The 17,259-nt window shown below is 70.8% G+C and carries 12 protein-coding genes; 4 read left to right on the forward strand and 8 right to left on the reverse strand.

The features are described from left to right. Positions 1-15: 15 nt before the first annotated feature. A complete protein-coding gene (locus tag ACFC96_RS10035; protein WP_376611306.1) occupies positions 16-1,539 on the forward strand; it encodes a glycoside hydrolase family 3 protein in 1,524 nt (507 codons plus the stop codon). A gap of 110 nt (positions 1,540-1,649) precedes the next feature. Next, on the forward strand, positions 1,650-2,879 hold the full coding sequence (locus ACFC96_RS10040; protein ID WP_376261409.1) for a MalY/PatB family protein: 1,230 nt from the start codon (positions 1,650-1,652) through the stop codon (positions 2,877-2,879). A gap of 85 nt (positions 2,880-2,964) precedes the next feature. On the opposite strand, the gene ACFC96_RS10045 is transcribed toward ACFC96_RS10040, so the two are convergent. After that, entirely contained in the window at positions 2,965-5,121 is a 2,157-nt protein-coding gene (locus ACFC96_RS10045; protein ID WP_376611308.1) for a glycoside hydrolase family 3 N-terminal domain-containing protein, read from the reverse strand. A gap of 106 nt (positions 5,122-5,227) precedes the next feature. Here ACFC96_RS10045 and ACFC96_RS10050 point away from each other — a divergent pair, with 106 nt between their 5' ends. Both ACFC96_RS10050 and ACFC96_RS10055 read left to right on the forward strand, forming a co-directional pair. After that, entirely contained in the window at positions 5,228-6,079 is an 852-nt protein-coding gene (locus tag ACFC96_RS10050; RefSeq protein ID WP_376611309.1) for an endonuclease/exonuclease/phosphatase family protein, read from the forward strand. Continuing rightward, a complete protein-coding gene (locus ACFC96_RS10055) occupies positions 6,076-7,659 on the forward strand; it encodes an alpha-amylase family glycosyl hydrolase (protein WP_376611310.1) in 1,584 nt (527 codons plus the stop codon). Before ACFC96_RS10050 ends, ACFC96_RS10055 begins: the two co-directional genes overlap by 4 nt. Positions 7,660-7,737: 78 nt before the next feature. On the opposite strand, the gene ACFC96_RS10060 is transcribed toward ACFC96_RS10055, so the two are convergent. The 7 genes from ACFC96_RS10060 to ACFC96_RS10090 form a co-directional block, all read right to left on the reverse strand. Continuing rightward, entirely contained in the window at positions 7,738-10,293 is a 2,556-nt protein-coding gene (locus ACFC96_RS10060) for a beta-galactosidase (RefSeq protein WP_376611311.1), read from the reverse strand. Next, on the reverse strand, positions 10,290-11,747 hold the full coding sequence (locus tag ACFC96_RS10065) for a sulfatase (RefSeq protein ID WP_376611312.1): 1,458 nt from the start codon (positions 11,745-11,747) through the stop codon (positions 10,290-10,292). Before ACFC96_RS10065 ends, ACFC96_RS10060 begins: the two co-directional genes overlap by 4 nt. Next, positions 11,744-13,132, reverse strand: a complete 1,389-nt coding sequence (locus ACFC96_RS10070) for a glucoamylase family protein (RefSeq protein WP_376611314.1) — start codon at positions 13,130-13,132, stop codon at positions 11,744-11,746. The genes ACFC96_RS10065 and ACFC96_RS10070 overlap by 4 nt, the downstream gene beginning before the upstream one ends. A gap of 30 nt (positions 13,133-13,162) precedes the next feature. Beyond that, positions 13,163-13,963 carry a hypothetical protein gene (locus ACFC96_RS10075; RefSeq protein ID WP_376611316.1) on the reverse strand — a complete coding sequence of 267 codons (801 nt, stop codon included), beginning with the start codon at positions 13,961-13,963 and terminating at the stop codon, positions 13,163-13,165. Between the two features lie 99 nt (positions 13,964-14,062). Then, entirely contained in the window at positions 14,063-14,950 is an 888-nt protein-coding gene (locus ACFC96_RS10080) for a carbohydrate ABC transporter permease (RefSeq protein ID WP_376261395.1), read from the reverse strand. After that, a complete protein-coding gene (locus tag ACFC96_RS10085; RefSeq protein ID WP_340458916.1) occupies positions 14,947-15,933 on the reverse strand; it encodes a sugar ABC transporter permease in 987 nt (328 codons plus the stop codon). The genes ACFC96_RS10080 and ACFC96_RS10085 overlap by 4 nt, the downstream gene beginning before the upstream one ends. A 4-nt stretch (positions 15,934-15,937) precedes the next feature. Continuing rightward, positions 15,938-17,179 carry an extracellular solute-binding protein gene (locus ACFC96_RS10090; protein ID WP_376611318.1) on the reverse strand — a complete coding sequence of 414 codons (1,242 nt, stop codon included), beginning with the start codon at positions 17,177-17,179 and terminating at the stop codon, positions 15,938-15,940. Positions 17,180-17,259: the final 80 nt, after the last annotated feature.

The following is a 17,259-nucleotide window of genomic DNA, read 5'->3' on the forward strand; positions in this document are numbered from 1 at the left end:
CCGAGAGGAACCGTCATGCCGTCCCTCCGCACCGGCCGGCCATCCGGCTCGCTGCTGACCCTCGCCGACCAGGTGCTGCAGCCCGGCTTCCACGGCACCGCCGCCCCCGACTGGATCCGCCGCCGGCTCGGCGACGGGCTGCGCTCGCTCCTTCTCTTCGGCCCCAACATCCGCGATCGCGCGCAGACCGCCGCGCTCACCGATGCCCTGCGCGCCGAGAACCCCGACGTACTGATCGCCGTCGACGAGGAAGGCGGTGACATCACCCGGCTCGAAGCGACAACGGGCTCCTCCTACCCGGGCAACCTCGCCCTCGGCACCATCGACGACACCGCAGTGACCGCTGCCGTCGCCCGTTCGATCGGCGCCGAGCTGCGCGCCGTCGGCATCGACCTCGACTACGCACCCGACGCCGACGTCAACTCCAACCCCGACAACCCGGTCATCGGCACCCGGTCCTTCGGCGCGGACCCGGCACTGGCCGCCCGGCACACCGCTGCCTGGATCCGCGGACTGCACAGTGCGGGAACGGCCGCGTGCGCGAAACACTTTCCCGGCCACGGAGACACCGACAAGGACTCCCACACCGACCTGCCCGTCGTCGCCATGGGCGCCGACCGGATCGCCGAACTGGCCCTGCCGCCCTTCCGCGCCGCCCTGGCCGCCGGCGCCCGCGCGGTGATGACCGCTCACCTCCTCATCCCCGCCCACGACGCCGAACACCCCGCCACCGTGAGCCCGCGCCTGGTCACGGGACTGCTCCGCGACGAGCTGGGATTCGACGGACTCGTCGTCAGTGACGCCGTCGAGATGCGGGCCGTCCGAGCCCGCTACGGGCTGACCGGCGCCGCAGTCCGCGCGCTGGCCGCGGGCGTGGACCTCGTCTGCCTCGGCAACACTTCGGGCGACGCCGAGTTCACCGCCCTGCGCACCGCCATCGCGCAGGCGGTGATACGCGGCGAGCTCTCGGAGGACCGGCTGGCCGAAGCCGCCCAGCACACGGCCGACTTCACCGCCTGGCAACGCGACCTGGCCAAGACCGCCGCTGTCGCCCCGCCGGACCGGGAGCTGGGACTGATGGCCGCCCGCCGTGCCCTTCGCCTCACCCCACCCGACGCACCCACGCTGCCCCTGGACAAGGCCCCGGTTCTGGTCGAGTTCGGCATCCCCGGCACCGTTGTGCAAGGAGACGGCGTGCCGTGGGGCCTGGGCCCCGCCCTCTCCTCGCTCCTGCCCGGAACGGTACGTGTCGCTCTGCCCGCGGACGCCCCGTACGACGCGGCCCGGACCCGGTCGATCGTGGCTCAGGCAGCCGGCCTTCCGCTGGTCATCGCCGTTCGCGACGCACACCGCCGCCCCGCCGTCGGTGACTGGCTGCGCGCGCTGCTCACCCACCGTCCTGACGCGATCATCGTGGAACTCGGCTTCCCACGCCCCGGCTTGGACTCAGCCCTCCGCATCGACACCCACGGAGCCGCAAGGGTCTGTGGACAGGCCGCCGCGGAGGCACTCGCCGGTCGGACGCTGCCCCACACCTGATCGGCCGACGGCACGGCGACCGGGACGCAGCAGGGAACGGAGAGTCCAGCGGGGCCGTGGATACCGCGCCGTCATCGACCCGGCCTCGGGGCGTGGCTAGCATCACGACCATGCCCTCCGACTTGGATCCGTCGATCACGAACCCGCTCGAACAGTTGACGATCGACCAGCTGCGGGCCCGGACCAGCATGAAGTGGACCACCTTTCCGGCCGACGTCCTGCCTCTCTGGGTGGCCGAGATGGACGTACCGCTCGCCCAGCCGGTCGCGGCCAGGCTGCACGAGGCCGTCGAAGCGGGCGACACGGGCTATCCCAGCGGCCGCGCCTACGCCCGAGCCCTCCAGTCGTTCGCCGCGGACCGCTGGGGATGGCGGGGCTTGAAGGCCGAGCAGACCGCCATCGTCCCCGACGTGATGATGGGCATCGTCGAGGCGCTGCGGCTCATCACGTCTCCGGGCGATGCCGTGGTGATGTGCCCGCCGGTCTACCCGCCGTTCTACGCCTTCGTCACCCACGCCGACAGGACCGTGATCGAGGCGCCGCTCGGACCCGACGGCCGGCTCGACATGGAGACGCTCAGGGCCGCGTTCGCCTCGGCCCAGCACGTCTCGGCGCGCACCGTGCTGCTGCTGGCCAATCCCCACAACCCCACCGGCACGGTGCACACGCGGGCCGAACTCGGCGCGGTTGCCGCTCTGGCCAGGTCCTTCGGAGTGCGAGTCGTCTCGGACGAGATCCACGCACCCCTGGTCCTGCCCGGTGCGGAGTTCGTCCCCTACCTGACCGTCCCCGGCGCCGAGGACGCGTTCGCCCTGCACTCCGCGTCGAAGGCATGGAACCTCGCCGGCCTGAAGGCCGCACTGCTGGTGGCCGGTCCGAACGCCGTCGACGACCTGCACCGGCTTCCGGAGGAGGTCAGCCACGGACCCAGCCACGTCGGCATCCTCGCCCACACCGCCGCCTTCGAGCAGGGGCGGCCCTGGCTGGACGCGCTGCTGCGAGGTCTCGACACCAACCGGGCGCTGCTCACCGACCTCGTGGCCGAGCGTCTTCCCGGACTCGCCCTGATGTGGCCGGAGGCGACCTACCTCGCCTGGCTCGACTGCCGCACCCTCGGCCTGCACACGACGTCCCCGGCGGCTGCCGCTCCCGTGGTCAGTGACATCGCCGGCCCCGCCCAGCTGTTCCTCGACCGGGCACGGGTCGCGTTGAGCTCGGGGCACGTGTTCGGCAGCGGCGGCGCCGGGTTCGTACGGATCAACTTCGCCACCTCATCGGTGATCCTCCGCGAAGCGGTGGATCGCATGGCCGTCGCGCTGTCCGGCCTCGAAGCCTCCTGACCGGCCTGGAAGAGCATCCCAGGTCCACGCCGTGACCCACCACGAGAGGTCGGCCACGGCGTCGGCCGCAAGACCGTACTGCCTCTCAGAGGATGCGCAGCGTGCCGCGGGCCCGTGCCGTCGAGCTCGTTCCGGCGTAGACGTCGACGCGGCCGCGCTCCACGACGTACGTCCCTGCCGGGTCGTTCGTCCAGAAGCCGAGGTCCTCGGCGCCGAGCCGGAAGCGAACCGTGGTGCTCTCGCCCGGCTCCAGCGTCACCCGCTCGAAGCCGCGCAGCCGGCGCACCGGCTGCGCGATGCTCGCCGCGACGTCGTGGACGTAGAGCTGGACCACCTCGTCGCCGACGCGGTCGCCGGTGTTGGTGACCGCCACCGTGACCTCGAGCGTCTCGCCCGCCGCCAGCTCGTCGCGGGTGATCTCGGTGCGCCCCAGCTCCGGGGCGCCGGTGGTGAACGTCGTGTAGCTCAGGCCGTACCCGAACGGGAGCTGCGGGGTCTCGTCCAGGTCCAGGTACTTCGAGACGAACTTCGGGTCGGCGCCGGGGGCCTGGGCCGGGCGGCCGGTGTTCTCGTGGTTGTAGTAGACCGGGATCTGGCCCACCGCCCGCGGGAAGGTCACGGGCAGCTTGCCGCCCGGGTTGACCGCGCCGAAGAGCACGTCCGCCACGGCGTGCCCCGCCTCGATGCCCGGGTGCCACGCCTCGAGGACCGCCGGCGCGCTGTCCAGCCAGCCGCCGATCGTCAGGGGCCTGCCGTTCAGGAGGACCACGGCGTACGGCTTGCCGGTCGCGGCGACGGCGGCGATCAGTTCCTCCTGCCCGACGGGCAGGGAGATGTCGCTGCGCACGGCCGCCTCGCCGCTGAGCGCGGGAGGTTCACCGACCACGACGACGGTGACCTCGGCCTCCCGCGCCGCGGCGACCACGGCCGCGATGTCGTCATCGGCGTGGGTGACGCGGGCGCCGGGCGCCGCCGCGCGCACCGCGTCCACGATGCTCACGGACGGGAGCTGGAAGCCGCCGGGACCGGCCCAGGTGCCGTGCAGATCGGTGGAGTTCGCGAGCGGGCCGACGACCGCGATCGAGGGCGTGTCGCGCTCCAGGGGGAGGACACCGTCGTCGTTCTTGAGCAGCACCATCGACCGGGCGCCCGCGGCCCGCGCCGCCTCCCGCGCGGCCGGCGTCGGACCGGTGATCTCGGCGGCCTCGTCGGTGTACGGCCGGTCGAAGAGGCCGAGGGCGAACTTGAGGCGCAGGATGCGCGTCACCGCGTCGTCGAGGCGGGACTCGCCGATCAGGCCGTCGGCCACGAGCTGCTCGCCGTACTCGGTCACGTTGGTGGAGACCATCTCCATGTCGAGCCCGGCGTCGAACGCGAGGCGGGCCGCGTCGGCACCGTCCTCGGCGAAGCCGTGCGCGACGAGTTCCTCGACGCCCGTGTAGTCACTGACGACGAACCCGTCGAAGCCCCACTCCTCCTTGAGGATCGCGTTCATCGTGTGCGGATTGCCGTGTGCCGGTACGCCCGACACCGTGTTGAACGCTGCCATCACCGTGGCCACGCCCGCGTCGACGGAGGCCTTGAAGGGCGGCAGGTAGTGGTTGCGCAGCCGCTGCTCGGAGACATCGACCGTGTTGTAGTCGCGGCCGCCCTCGGCCCCGCCGTAGGCGACGAAGTGCTTGGCGCATGCCGCGATGCGCTCCCCGTCCGTCAACTCACTTCCGTCGTCCGCGCCTTGGTAGCCGCGGATCTTGGCCACCGCGAAGGCGGCGTTGACGTACGGATCCTCGCCGCAGCCCTCCGCGATGCGGCCCCAGCGCGGCTCGTGGGTGACGTCCATCATCGGTGAGAACGTCCAGCGCACCCCGTTCGAACGGGTCTCCGCCGCGGACACCTCGGCGTCCCGGCGGGCGACCTGCGGGTCGAAGGACGCGGCCTGGGCCAGCGGGATCGGGAACGTGGTCCAGAAGCCGTGGATGACGTCCAGGCCGAACAGCAGCGGGATGCCGAGCCGGGACTCCTCGACGGCCATCCGCTGCAGGGCGTTGGTGTGCGCCGCCCCATGGATGTTGAGCACCGAGCCGAGCAGGCCGGCGCGCGCGGCCGCCTCGATGTGCGCGGTCTGGCCGCCGCCGGGCCCCGTGTCACCGGTCCAGGTCAGCTGCTGCAGCTGCCCCAGCTTCTCGGCGGTCGTCATCTGGTCGACAAGCACCTTGACCTGGTCCTCATACCGTCGAAGCATGCGAGCCCCTCACCGCTCTATTGCCGCATCGCCCATGCGAAGTTAACGTGTGCGCCAGTCATGTAAGCGCATTCAGGAAGCGCATACAAGTGGGTGGAGGTTTCTGATGGCCGACCTCGGGACTCCGACGGCCGGAGACGGACTGCGCGTCATGAGTTTCAACCTGCAGGTCCACTGGGACAACCCGCCCCACACCTGGCCCGAACGCAGACAGACGGTCGCCGACCTGCTGCGCCGCGCACGTCCCCACCTCATCGGCACCCAGGAGGGACTGCGGCACCAAGTGCGCGATGTCGAGGCCGCCTTGAGCGAGTACGGTGGCGACTACGGCTGGATCGGCGAGGGCCGGGAGGGCGGTGACGACGGCGAGTTCATGGCCATCTTCCACGATCGTCGGCGCCTGGCACCCCTCACACACGGTCACTTCTGGCTCTCCGGCACACCGGACGTCCCGGCCACCAACACCTGGGGCGGCGGCTGCCCCCGTATGGTCACCTGGGCCCGCTTCCGCGACCTGGTCACCGGCGACGAGCTGTACGCCGCCAACACCCACTTCGACCATGCGAGCGCCCACGCCCGAGAACGCTCCGCGGCCCTGCTCGCCGAGCGTCTGAGCGCTCTCGCGGCGGGCGTCCCGACCATCGTCACCGGCGACTTCAACACCCCGGCAGGACCGGACAGTTTGCCCTACACCCGCCTGCTCGCCGACGCGGGTCTCGAGGACGCCTGGGTCACCGCCGAGGAACGCGGCCCGGACCTGGGCACCTTCCACGACTACCGGCCCCCGGTCCCCGGCGGCGAGCGCATCGACTGGATTCTCGTCTCACCCGGCGTCCGGGTCCGCTCGGCGCACGCCCACACCTTCGCACCCGGCGGCCGCTTCCCCAGCGACCACCTGCCGATCGAGGCTGTTCTGCACACCACACCCCGACCGTCCTCGGAGGACCCCACCCCATGACCTCTCGCCGCCCCGCCACCGAATGGCTCGCCGACGCCGTCCTCTACCAGATCTACCCGCAGTCCTTCGCCGACTCCGACGGTGACGGCATCGGCGACTTCGCCGGTGCCGAGGCCAAGCTGGACCACCTGGCCTGGCTCGGCGTGAACACCGTCTGGTTCAACCCGTGCTTCGCCTCGCCGTTCCGGGACGCGGGCTACGACGTCAGCGACTACCTCACCGTCGCCCCGCGCTACGGCACCAACGACGACCTGGCCAAGCTCGTCGACGCCGCCCGGAGCCGCGGCATCCGCGTCCTGCTCGACCTGGTCGCGGGCCACACCTCCGACGAACACGCCTGGTTCAAGGCGTCGGCGGACGACCCCACCGACCAGCGCTACATCTGGGCCGACACCGACACGGCGCCCCCCGGCTTCGTCGCCTCGCCCGGCACCCGCCCCGGCTTCTACCAGCCCAACTTCTTCGACTCACAGCCCGCCCTCAACTTCGGCCACGCCCGCCGCAACCCGGACGAGCCCTGGCGCCTGCCCGTCGACGCCGAAGGACCTCGCGCCAACCGCCGCGCCCTGCGCGACATCATGGACCACTGGCTCTCCCTCGGCCTCTCCGGCTTCCGCGTCGACATGGCCGCGTCGCTGGTCAAGGACGACCCCGGCCACGTCGAAACCGCCAAACTGTGGCGGGAGCTGCGCGGCTGGCTCGACACCAGCCACCCGCACGCGGCACTCCTGTCCGAATGGGGCGACCCGACGGTCTCCGTCCCGGCCGGCTTCCACGCCGACTTCTTCCTCCAGTTCGGTTCCCAGAACGACGGCCTGTACCTGCGCTCCCTGTGGAACAACTTCGCCGGCACGGTCAGCGAGCCCTGGACGCCGCAGACCCCGTACTTCGACGCGTCGGGCGAAGGCTCCGCGCGGACCTTCCTCGACGGCTGGAGCGCGGCCCGCGACGCCATCGGTGACGCCGGCTTCATCGCCCTGCCCACCGCCAACCACGACTTCTCCCGGCTGGCCTGCGGGCCGCGCACCGCCGAGCAGCTGCCCGCCGCCTTCGCGTTCCAACTCACCTGGCCCACGCTGCCCGCGATCTATTACGGCGACGAGATCGGCATGCGCTACGTCCCCGGCCTGCCCGACCACGAGGGGAGCCGCCTCGGCCCCCGCTACAACCGGGCCGGCTCACGCACCCCCATGCAGTGGGACGACACCCCCAACGCGGGCTTCTCCACCGCCCCGGCCGACCGGCTCTACCTGCCCGTCGACCCCGACGCGGACCGGCCCGACGTAGCCGCCCAGCAGGCCGACCCCGACTCCCTGCTGAACCTGGTCCGCCGCCTCATCGCGTTGCGCACCGCCACCCCGGACCTCGGCCCCGCGGGCAGTACCGAGGTCCTGCACGACGGCTACCCGCTGGTCTACGTCCGTGGCGGCCGCTATCTCGTCGTCGTCAACCCGCGCGGCGAACACGCGGACGCAGCCGCGCCGAAGGACACCGCCACCCCCGTGATGGCCTCCGGGGTCTCCGTGAGCGGGGGCAGGATCAGCGCCGACGGCTTCGGCTACGGAATCTTCGAGCTGTGACCCGAACTTAGGGCCGCACTCCACAGCGGAGGGGCCGTACCGCCGGACGGCGGTATGGCCCCTCCTGCGTGGACGGTGTCAGCCCTTGCGGACCGTGAACTCCGCGCGTCGGACACGCAGGATCGTGCGCCCGCCCTCGTACGAGGACTTGGCGCCCTCGCACCGCGCCCGGCCGTCGACGGCCACGACTGCCTCGTCGCCGAGCGAGCGGAAGGCGACCCTGCCGTCCGCGATGCCGGTGATCTCGGCGGTCGCGTACGCGATGTGGAGCCCGCCCGCCGCCAGGTCGAGCGGCAGCATCGCCGCGCTCGCCCCCGCCAGGTGCAGCCGCTCACCGCCGAACAGCGCCCTGCCCTTCTCGGCGACCGTGCAGGACTCGGCGTAACCGGAGGTGACGTTGAAGGCGTGCAGCAGACGGCCGCCGTGCTCGTCCTTCGTGGTGAGCATGAACACGCCCGCGTCGGTCGAGCTGTGGGTGATCGCGGGCGCCGCCCCCAGCACCTTGAACGCGCCGAGCCAGAAGTCGAGGTCGCAGCGGTACGCCGTGGTGATCACGACGGCCCGCCCCTTGCCCACGGGAATGTCGAAGCCGCAGCCGTCGCCCGTGGACACCTCGCGCAGCACCGTCTCACCCCGGCTCGCCGCGCACAACTGGGCCTTGGGCACCCGGATCTCGGCCCGCGGCGCCGCCCACCCGTGCGCGGTCGCGGACAGCCAGAACTGGTTCGCGTCCGTGAGGGTCTTGCCCGGCCTCAGGCCCAGCGCGTCCCGCAGCACCGTGCAGGACGCGCCCGTCATGTCCTTGCCCGGCAGCTGACCCGACAACAGCAGCCGCCCGCCGGCCCGCAGGTACCGCACCAGACGCTCCTGCACCCCACGTGCCAGGTACTGCCCCGTGGCCAGCGCGAGGACCGGCTGCCGGGCCGGATCCAGGTCCCCGGCCTGCAGATCGACGCTCCGGTACCGGAAGCCGCCGAGCAGCATGGCCCGCGAGAGGGCGCCACGCGGGCCGAAGCCGCGGGTTCCCGTCACGTCGTCGACCACGGCCTGTACGGAGTCGCTGTCCGGCGGCCGGTACTCGGTGAGGTAGTGGTCGGGCACGAAGCCGAGCACCACGTCGTCGTACTCCGCCCTCATCGGCGCCAGCGCCGCGGCGAGCCCGCCGACGGCGTGCGCCGTCTGCCTGGTGGGGGCGAAGCTGACGCCGGGCCTGCCCTCGGGGTCGACGGGCGCGGCGAAGCCGTGCCGTTCGCCCGTGATGCCGATACGGTCGTTGCCGTCGCCGACCGGCTTGTCGAGCTTCGGGTTGAAACCACCCGCGAACAGGTAGTAGTTGATCATCTTCGCGCCCTGGGCGACACAGAGCCGCGTCTTGAGCCCGACCGCCCCACGTCCTGTCTCATTGCTCAGGTCGTCCCCGTAGTCGGCGTGCCCGGCGTCGAACTCCAGGGCTGTCAACGGCTGATCACTGTCATTGACCGCGTCCATGAACGCATTGACCAGATACAGGTCCGTCACGTTGGCGAGGGTCAGATCGCCGAGGTAGAAGTCCGCGCCGGAGATCATCCCGGGCCTGCCCGCGTAGGACTCCATCAACTGGCTGACACCGATCGGGAAGTTCTCCGCGCTCCCGCCGCCCGTGCCGTGGATGTTGATCAGGAACGGGATGCCGCGGACCCCGCCCGCCTCCGCGTACGAGCGCAGCCGCGCCGCGTAGTCGGCGATGACACCGCGCATGTACGACCCCAGATCGTGCATGAGGGCGGGGGCGTAGCCGTCCTTCGGGGACCGGATCGCGGCGTCACGCTCGGCGGCGCTGCCGCCCGCGAACGGATAGCGCTCGGCCAGACCCTTCCCGTACGTCGTGTCCAGCCAGGCGTTGAAGTCCCGCAGACAACGATCGGTCAGGATGGGCCCGTTGCTCACCCACGGCAGCATGCCGATCTCGTTGTCGAGCTGGCAGGCGATCACGCCGGGCCGGCCCTTGCGGTGCAGGCGCTCGGCGATGACCGGCATCACCGCGTCGTACCAGCGCCTGACCTCCTTGAGGTACGCGGGCGCCAGATAGTCGACGGCGGCCGTGGTGGCCTTGTCGCCGTTCCAGCCCGTCGGCACGATCTCCGGGTGGTCCGTGCGCACCCGCTGCGGGACACCCTCGCCCTTGAGCTCGGCCATGGTGAACGGGCCGGGCCGGGCGATGACATGGAAGCCGTTGTCCCGGCACAGATCGAGGAAGGCGCCGAGGTCGCGCTCGGGCCTCGTCCTGCCGCTGACGTCGATCGAACCGTCCGCCGTCTCGTGCCACATCCAGGGGATGTACGTGGCGATGGCGTTGAGTCCGGCTTCCTTCGCCCTGTCCAGCCGGGACTGCCAGTCGGCACGCTCGAGGCGGAAGTAGTGGATCTCACCGGCGAGGACCACGACCGGTTCGCCGTCGATGAGGATCTGCTTGTCGCGGTACGTGACCGAGGCGGGGGAGCCGTCGTCGCCCGCCGACGTGGCCCTGCCGGCCGCCGCCGCGGCGTTCGGCGCTCCGGAGGCCGCCGCCAGGGCCACCCCGACGCCCAGGCCGCCGAGGACGGTTCTGCGCCGTGGAGCGGAGGCAGTGGTGGCCGGCCCGGACTGCTGCGTCATCGCTGCTCCTCGGTGCTCACGTGCTCCGGTGTGTCCAGGTAGTGCAGTTGCAACGCGGTGAGCCGCGCGGTGAGGTCGTCGACGACCTGCGCGTACTCGGGGTCGTCGTACCGGTTGTGCAACTCGTCCGGATCCCGTTCCAGATCGAACAGCTCCCACTGCGGCGCACGGGTCCGCGGCGACGCCCCGACCTGCCCTGAACCATGGCCGGGGTAATGGATCAGCTTGTGCGTCCGGGTACGGATCCCGTAGTTGGCCTGCACGCCGTGGCACACGTCCAGATGCTCGAAGTAGCGGTAGTAGACCGCGTCACGCCAGTCGTCCGGCCGCTCACCCCGCAGCAGCGGCAGCAGACTCCTGCCCTGCATGCGCTCGTGGGCGGGCACGTCCGCCAGGTCGAGGATCGTCTGCGCGTAGTCGACGTTGGCCACCAGCTCGTCGCACGACGACCCCGGCTCGACCACCCCCGGCCAGCGCACGACCAACGGAATCCGCAGCGACGGCTCATACATGAACCGCTTGTCGAACCAGCCGTGTTCACCCAGATAGAAACCGTGGTCGGAGGTGTACGCGACCACGGTGTCGTCGGTCAGCCCGCCGACATCGAGATGGTGCAGGACACGGCCCACGTTCTCGTCGAGCCCCGCGATCACCCGCAGGTACTCCTTGATGTAGCGCTGATAGCGCCACTCCCGCTCCTCCCGCTCCGAAAGCCCCTCGGGCACCGGCGTCTTGAGGTCCGACGGCAGCAGATCCGACATCCGCATCCGCGCCTCGGCCGCCGCGCCCGCCCGGTTCGCGTAGTCGTCGTGGAGCGTGGCCGGGGCCGGAATCTCCTCCTGCTCGTACAGGTGGCGATGGCGCTCGGCCGGCTCGAAGGCGCGGTGCGGCGCCTTGTGCTGGATCAGCAGCGCGAACGGCCGGTCCGGATCCCGCCGGTCCAGCCAGTTCAGGGCCAGGTCGGTGATGATGTCCGTGACGTAGCCGCGGTACTCGCGCTCACCGTCGGCGGTCAGGAAGGTGGGGTCGTGGTACTGCCCGTGCTCCGGCAGGATCTCCCAGTGGTCGAAGCCGCACGGGTCACTGACGCCACCGTGCCCCAGATGCCACTTGCCGACGATCGCCGTCTGATAGCCCGCCGCCCGCAACATCTCGGGGAACGACGGCTGACGTGCGTCGAACTTCTGCCCCGGCTGCTCCAGTGTCGTCATGCCGTGCACATGGCTGTAGGCGCCGGTGAGGAGCGTCGCACGGGCGGGCGAGCAGATCGAGTTCGTACAAAAGGCGTTGTCGAAACGCATGCCCTCGGCCGCGAGACGGTCGACCGCCGGCGTCCGGTTGATGACACTGCCGTACGCGCCGATGGCCGGCACGGCGTGGTCGTCGGTCATCATCAGGATGATGTTGGGGCGCCGGACAGGGCGGCGGCGCTGTCCGTGTCTCGGATCCGTCATATTCCGAAGTTCTCCTTCGCCAGCAGCGGCCGCACGCGCCGCGCGAACCCGCCGCTGCGGAACGGGCCCTGCAGCAGCCCCGGCTCGAGCACCTGGGCGAGCGCCGCCGCGATCATGCCCTGGTCCAGCGCGAGCACGTGGTCGCTGACCCGGCCCGTGGTCACGTCGACCGAGTCGCGGAAGCCGAGGCCGTCCTCGTACGCGCCGAAGTCCCGAGCGATGCGCTGCAGGTTGGTGACCGCCTCCTGGCGCGCGAACGGCATCGCGAGGAAGGACGCGTGCGGAGTGACCACGCCACCGGAGGTGTAGCCGTCGACCGCCATGCCGAGAGCGTCCACGCCGTACGTGGCATAGCCGCCCGCGGGGACGTCGGCGGGGGAGAAGCCCCAGTACCCGTATGCCTCCTCCACCATCCCGTGCTCGATCTGACTGCGTACGTACCGCTGGTGGTTGAGCCCCCAGGCGCCCGGCGACCACGCCGCCTCCGGAACGAACAGCGGCACCATCAGCGCCTCGAACATCGATCCGCCCCAAGAGGGGACGATCTTGCGGCCCCGGTACGTGTAGTGCCCGCGCCACAGCCGCACACCGTCGACCGTGACCCATTCACCCTCGGGCTGCTGGTCCTGCTCGGCGCCGGGCTCCAGAGTGCGGAAGGTGTGCCAGTAGTGTTCGCCGGGCAGCGAGCCGTCGGCGATGCCGAGGTAACTGGCCATGCGCGGCTCGGTGTTGAGCGCGCCGTACCAGTGCGGGGTGAAGGACTCGGTGGCCGTGGAGTAGCCGCCGTGCAGCTGGCCGGGGCCCGCCGCCGGATCCGCGGCGTCGTACGGCGTGTAGTAGAACGACCAGTCGGCGTCCGCGAGCAGCCGCGCCACGCGCGGGCGCAGCTCCGCGTCGGCGTCGGCGGCGATCCGCAGGCCCGTGACCAGCCAGGCGTTGTCGACGGACGACAGGAACGGGTCGACCGGGTCGCCGCTGTCCGGCCACGAGGTGAGGGTCTCGCCGGTGTAGGCGTCGTACCAGTTGAACCAGAAGCCGTGGGCGCGCTGCAGCCGTTCGACGGCGGTGACGGTGCGGGCGAGGCGGCGGTGCATCGTCGTGGCGTCGATGACCCCGAGTCCACCGGCCGCGACCGTCGCCCACAGGCCGCAACCGATGTTGGTCGGAGAGGTGTTGACGGACGGTGTGAGCCTGCTCGCGGTGACGTCCATCGTGTCCGCGGCCAGCCCGAAGTCCGTGGTCAGGGCCTCGATGGAGCGGTACGTGTCGCGGAACCAGCGGCGCAGCAGGGCGTCCGTGTCGGCGCCGGTGGCCGTCGTGGCGGTGCCGAGAGCGAGGGCGGTGGAGGCGCCCGCGGCGGTGGTGAGGAAGGTGCGGCGTTTCATCCGATTTCTTTCCCTTGAGGTGGGGGGTGGTCAGATACGGGACAGGCGGAGCGAGCGCAGGCCCGGCAACGGGACGTCGAGGGACAGGGACGCGGTGCCGTCCGGTGTCGTCGTCAGCGGCGGGAGCGGCTCGTGGGAAAGTGGGCTGCTGCAGGTGCCGGGGGGCGCGAGCAGGGTGCCTCCGCGTGCGCCGCAGGCCCTCTCGGTGTCGGTGGGAACGGTGTCCGAGCCGTGCAGTGAGGCTGCGTACGAGGTGGCCGGGGCGAGGCCGGTCACCCGCACCACGGCCGTGCGGTCGAGTGCCGGCGACCCCGACGACGTACCGGTGCGGTCGGCGGCGGCGTTCCACACCACGACGTGCACGTGCGCGCCGTCGTCCGTGTGCCTGGCCGCGGCGCGGACCAGGGCCTGGGCGCCGTCGCCGGTGACGAGCGGGGGTGCGGTACCGGTGGCGTCGACCGTGACGGTCACGGTCGCGAGGGCGATACCCCGTGCCTTGGCGCACCCGGGAACGGGCGTGGGGGTCGGCGCGCCGGGGCCGCCGTCGGTCCGGGCCGCGACCTTGTACCAGTAGCCCCGGCCGGGCTCCACCCGGGTGTCGGCGTACGAAGGGTGGGGGAGAGGCCCCCCGGGCAAGGGTGTGTAGGGGCCCTCCGCGAACGGTGAGCGGTGCACCACGTAACCATCGGCGCCGGGCACCGGCTCCCAGGTCAGGAGCACATGACCGGTGCCGTCCTCGGCGCGCAGCCCGGCGGGCGGTGGCAGGGTGACGTCCTGTGCCGGGTGCGAGGTCCGGTGGGGGGCGTGCCGCGTGGCGATCCTCGGTGGCATGGTGGTCCGCCTTTCGAATGGATGCGCATACATTCTTGGCGTACGGGTCCACCGGCCCCCGCCCCATGGCACGGGGCGGGAACCGGCCGATGGGAAGGGCTACTTCAGCCCGGCGGTGGCGATGCCCTGGGTGAAGAACCGCTGGAGCAGCACGAAGACGAGCAGCACCGGCAGCACCACGAGGAACGCCCCCGCCATCAGGACGCCGTTGGAACCGTCCGCCTGGGTCGGGTCCGTGGCGAACGTGGCGAGTGCGACCGGGAGCGTGTACTTGCCCGGGTCGTTGGTGGCGACCAGCGGCCACAGGAAGTTGTTCCAGGAACCGAGGAACACGAAGATCGACAGCGTTGCCAGGGCCGGCTTGACCAGCGGCAGCACGATCCGCCAGAAGATGTACCACTCGCGGGCGCCGTCCATCCGCGCCGCCTCGAGCAGCTCGTCGGGGATGGCCTGGATGAACTGCCGCATGAGGAAGACACCGAAGGCACCGGCCGCGAACGGCAGGATCAGTGCGGCGTAGCTGTCGATCAGCCCCATCGCGCTCATCATCACGAACATGGGCAGCAGCATGAGGTTGCCGGGCACCATCAGCGCGCCGAGCACGATGCCGAAGATCGGCCGCTTCCCGGCGAAGTTCAGCTTCGCCAGGGCGTAGCCGAGCATCGAACAGAACAGCAGATTGCAGACGGTCACGAACACGGCCACGAGCAGGGAGTTGAAGAGCGCCTGCCCCACGTCCATGCGGTCGAGCAGTTCCCGGAAGTTGTCCAGCGTCCATTCGGACGGCCACCACACCGGCGGGCTCGCGCCCAGCTCCCGCTGCGTCTTGAACGACGACAGCGCCATCCACAGGAAGGGCGCGACCGTCACGATCAGCCCCACGCCGAGCAGGACGTAGACGAGTGTCCGACGGGCCCGGGCCGCCGGGTCCCGTCGCGCCTTGCTCGCCGGGGCCGCGAGCGGGGCCCGGGTCTCAGTCGTGCTCATGACGTCTTGTCCTTCAGGAGGCGGAGCTGGAGCGTGGTGATCGCGAGGACGATCACGAACAGGACGTACGCCATGGCGCTGGCGTAACCCATGTGGAAGAAGTCGAAGCCCTCGCGGTACATGTGCAGCGAGATCGTCAGGGTGCTGTCGTTCGGACCGCCGTCGGTCATCACGAACGGCTCCTCGAAGACGTTGAGGAAGCCGATCGTGGTCATGACGGCGACGTAGAGCATGGTGGGGCGCAGCAGCGGCACCGTGATCCTGCGGAACTCCTGGAAGATCCCCGCGCCGTCGATCCGTGCCGCCTCCCGCACCTCTGTCGGAATGGCCTGCAGGCCGGCGAGGAAGAGCACCATCGCCGAGCCCATGTTGCGCCAGACGGCCATCGCGATCAGGGAGGGCATCGCGAGTGCCTCGGAACCGAGGAAGTCCGGAGTCCGGAAGCCGAGTTGGTGGCCGAGGCCCGCGATCAGACCCTCACTGGGGTCGAGGACGAAGCGCCAGATGACGGCGACGGCCACGATGGCGGTGACGACCGGCGCGTAGAAGCCGACCCGGAAGAAGGTGCGCAGCCGGTCGATCCCCGAGTTGAGCAGCACGGCGGCCACCAGGCCGCTGCCGATGGTGAGCGGCACGCCGAGGACCACGAAGTACCCGGTGTTGAAGAGCGCCTTGACGAACTTGTCGTCCTGGAACAGCTTCGTGTAGTTGTCCAGGCCCACGAACTGCGCCGACAGCGGATCGGTGACGTTGCGCAGACCGAAGTCGGTGAAACTCATCAACAGCGTGGCCACGATCGGGAACGCCATGAAGGTGAGGAACAGGACCAGGAACGGCGTGGAGAACAGCCAGCCGGCCAGATTGTGGCGGGACAGCCGGTCCCGACGGCGCCGGGCGGGCCCGGCGCCGTCACCCTGGGCCCTCGGCACCACTGCGTCCTGCCCGGCACCCGGCGTACCGGCCTGTGCGGTGGTGGTGCTCATGGGGTCAGCCCACCAGCCCCGCGGCCGTCTTCTGCAGCGCCTTCGCGGTCGCCGCCGGGTCCGCGCCCTGTGAGATCTTCGCCAGGGCGCCCTCGATCGCCGCGGCGAACTCGTTCCACTTCTCCAGCGGCGGGATCGCCTTCGCCGTGTCGAGCGAGGTCTTGAAGGTGGCGAGCGAATCGTCGCCGCCCTTGAGGGCGGGCTCGTCCCAGGCGGCCTTGCTGGCCGGCAGCGCCTTGTCCGCCTCGTACCACTTGGCCTGCACCTTCGGCGTGGTGAGGTACTGGGTCAGCTGCTCGGCCGCCGCCTTGTGCGCGCTGTTCTTGAACGTGACGAGGGAGGCGCCGCCGACCCACGAGGTCGAGGTCTTGTCCGCGGGGACGGGGACGACCTTGTACTTGTCCTTGATCTGCGGCTGCTGGTCGGCGATGTTGCGCACCATCCACGGGCCGGACTGGAACATCGGGCGCTTGCCGGAGCCGAAGTCCTTGGTGACGTCGTACCCGGGCGTGAAGGTCTTCTTGGCCAGCCCCTTCTTGAAGTAGCCGGCCCACTCGGTGAACGCCCGTATCGCCGCGGGGGAGTCGAGGGCCGGCTTGCCGTCCTTGCCGATCAGGTCGCCGCCGGCCGAGTAGAGGTACTGCACCCAGCTCTGCCAGGCGCCGGTGCTGCTCGGCTGCAGGTCCGTGCCCCACTCGGCGCCCGCCTTCTGGTAGGCGGCGGCGAGGGCCTGCTGGTCCTTCCACGTGGTGGGGGCCTTGTCGATGCCGGCCTTCTTGGCGAGGTCGGTGCGGTAGTAGAGCGCGCGGGTGTCGGCGTACCAGGGAACGCCGTACGCGGTCCCGTCCTTGACGTTGCTGTCCCAGGTTGCGGGGAAGAAGTCGGACTTCTTGAAGGTCTTGGTGTCCACCGGCTCCAGGGCGTCCAGGGCGATGAACTCGCCCATCATCGTGGAGCCCATCTGTGCCATGTCCGGCGTCTTCTTGGCGGCGATGGCCGACACCAGCTTCTGGTGCACGACGTCCCAGCCCACCGGGGTCACCTTGACGGTGATGTTCGGGTGCTGCTTGGTGAACTCGTCGGTGACCGCCTTGAGGCGGGTGCCCTCCTCGCCCATGGCCCACACCGTGAGCGTTTGCTTCTTGTCCGCCGCCACCTGCTCGCCCCCGCTGCTTCCGCAGGAGGTCAGGGCGAGCGCCGTCACCACCACGGTCGCGGCGACGCTGACGGACTTGGTGCGTGTCATGGGGGCCTCCAACACATTCATGTATGCGCTGTACGTAAGCGCATACATGACCTTGTAGTACGAGGCGGACCGACTCAAGG

It is taken from the genome of Streptomyces sp. NPDC055955, assembly GCF_042270245.1.
GTDB lineage: Bacteria > Actinomycetota > Actinomycetes > Streptomycetales > Streptomycetaceae > Streptomyces.

What these genes read in the sequence shown, in the direction of transcription:
- ACFC96_RS10035 (WP_376611306.1), top strand. Translation starts at nt 16, where the DNA reads ATGCCGTCCCTCCGCACCGGCCGGCCATCCGGCTCGCTGCTGACCCTC.
- ACFC96_RS10040 (WP_376261409.1), top strand. Translation starts at nt 1,650, where the DNA reads ATGCCCTCCGACTTGGATCCGTCGATCACGAACCCGCTCGAACAGTTG.
- ACFC96_RS10045 (WP_376611308.1), bottom strand. Translation starts at nt 5,121, where the DNA reads ATGCTTCGACGGTATGAGGACCAGGTCAAGGTGCTTGTCGACCAGATG.
- ACFC96_RS10050 (WP_376611309.1), top strand. Translation starts at nt 5,228, where the DNA reads ATGGCCGACCTCGGGACTCCGACGGCCGGAGACGGACTGCGCGTCATG.
- ACFC96_RS10055 (WP_376611310.1), top strand. Translation starts at nt 6,076, where the DNA reads ATGACCTCTCGCCGCCCCGCCACCGAATGGCTCGCCGACGCCGTCCTC.
- ACFC96_RS10060 (WP_376611311.1), bottom strand. Translation starts at nt 10,293, where the DNA reads ATGACGCAGCAGTCCGGGCCGGCCACCACTGCCTCCGCTCCACGGCGC.
- ACFC96_RS10065 (WP_376611312.1), bottom strand. Translation starts at nt 11,747, where the DNA reads ATGACGGATCCGAGACACGGACAGCGCCGCCGCCCTGTCCGGCGCCCC.
- ACFC96_RS10070 (WP_376611314.1), bottom strand. Translation starts at nt 13,132, where the DNA reads ATGAAACGCCGCACCTTCCTCACCACCGCCGCGGGCGCCTCCACCGCC.
- ACFC96_RS10075 (WP_376611316.1), bottom strand. Translation starts at nt 13,963, where the DNA reads ATGCCACCGAGGATCGCCACGCGGCACGCCCCCCACCGGACCTCGCAC.
- ACFC96_RS10080 (WP_376261395.1), bottom strand. Translation starts at nt 14,950, where the DNA reads ATGAGCACGACTGAGACCCGGGCCCCGCTCGCGGCCCCGGCGAGCAAG.
- ACFC96_RS10085 (WP_340458916.1), bottom strand. Translation starts at nt 15,933, where the DNA reads ATGAGCACCACCACCGCACAGGCCGGTACGCCGGGTGCCGGGCAGGAC.
- ACFC96_RS10090 (WP_376611318.1), bottom strand. Translation starts at nt 17,179, where the DNA reads ATGACACGCACCAAGTCCGTCAGCGTCGCCGCGACCGTGGTGGTGACG.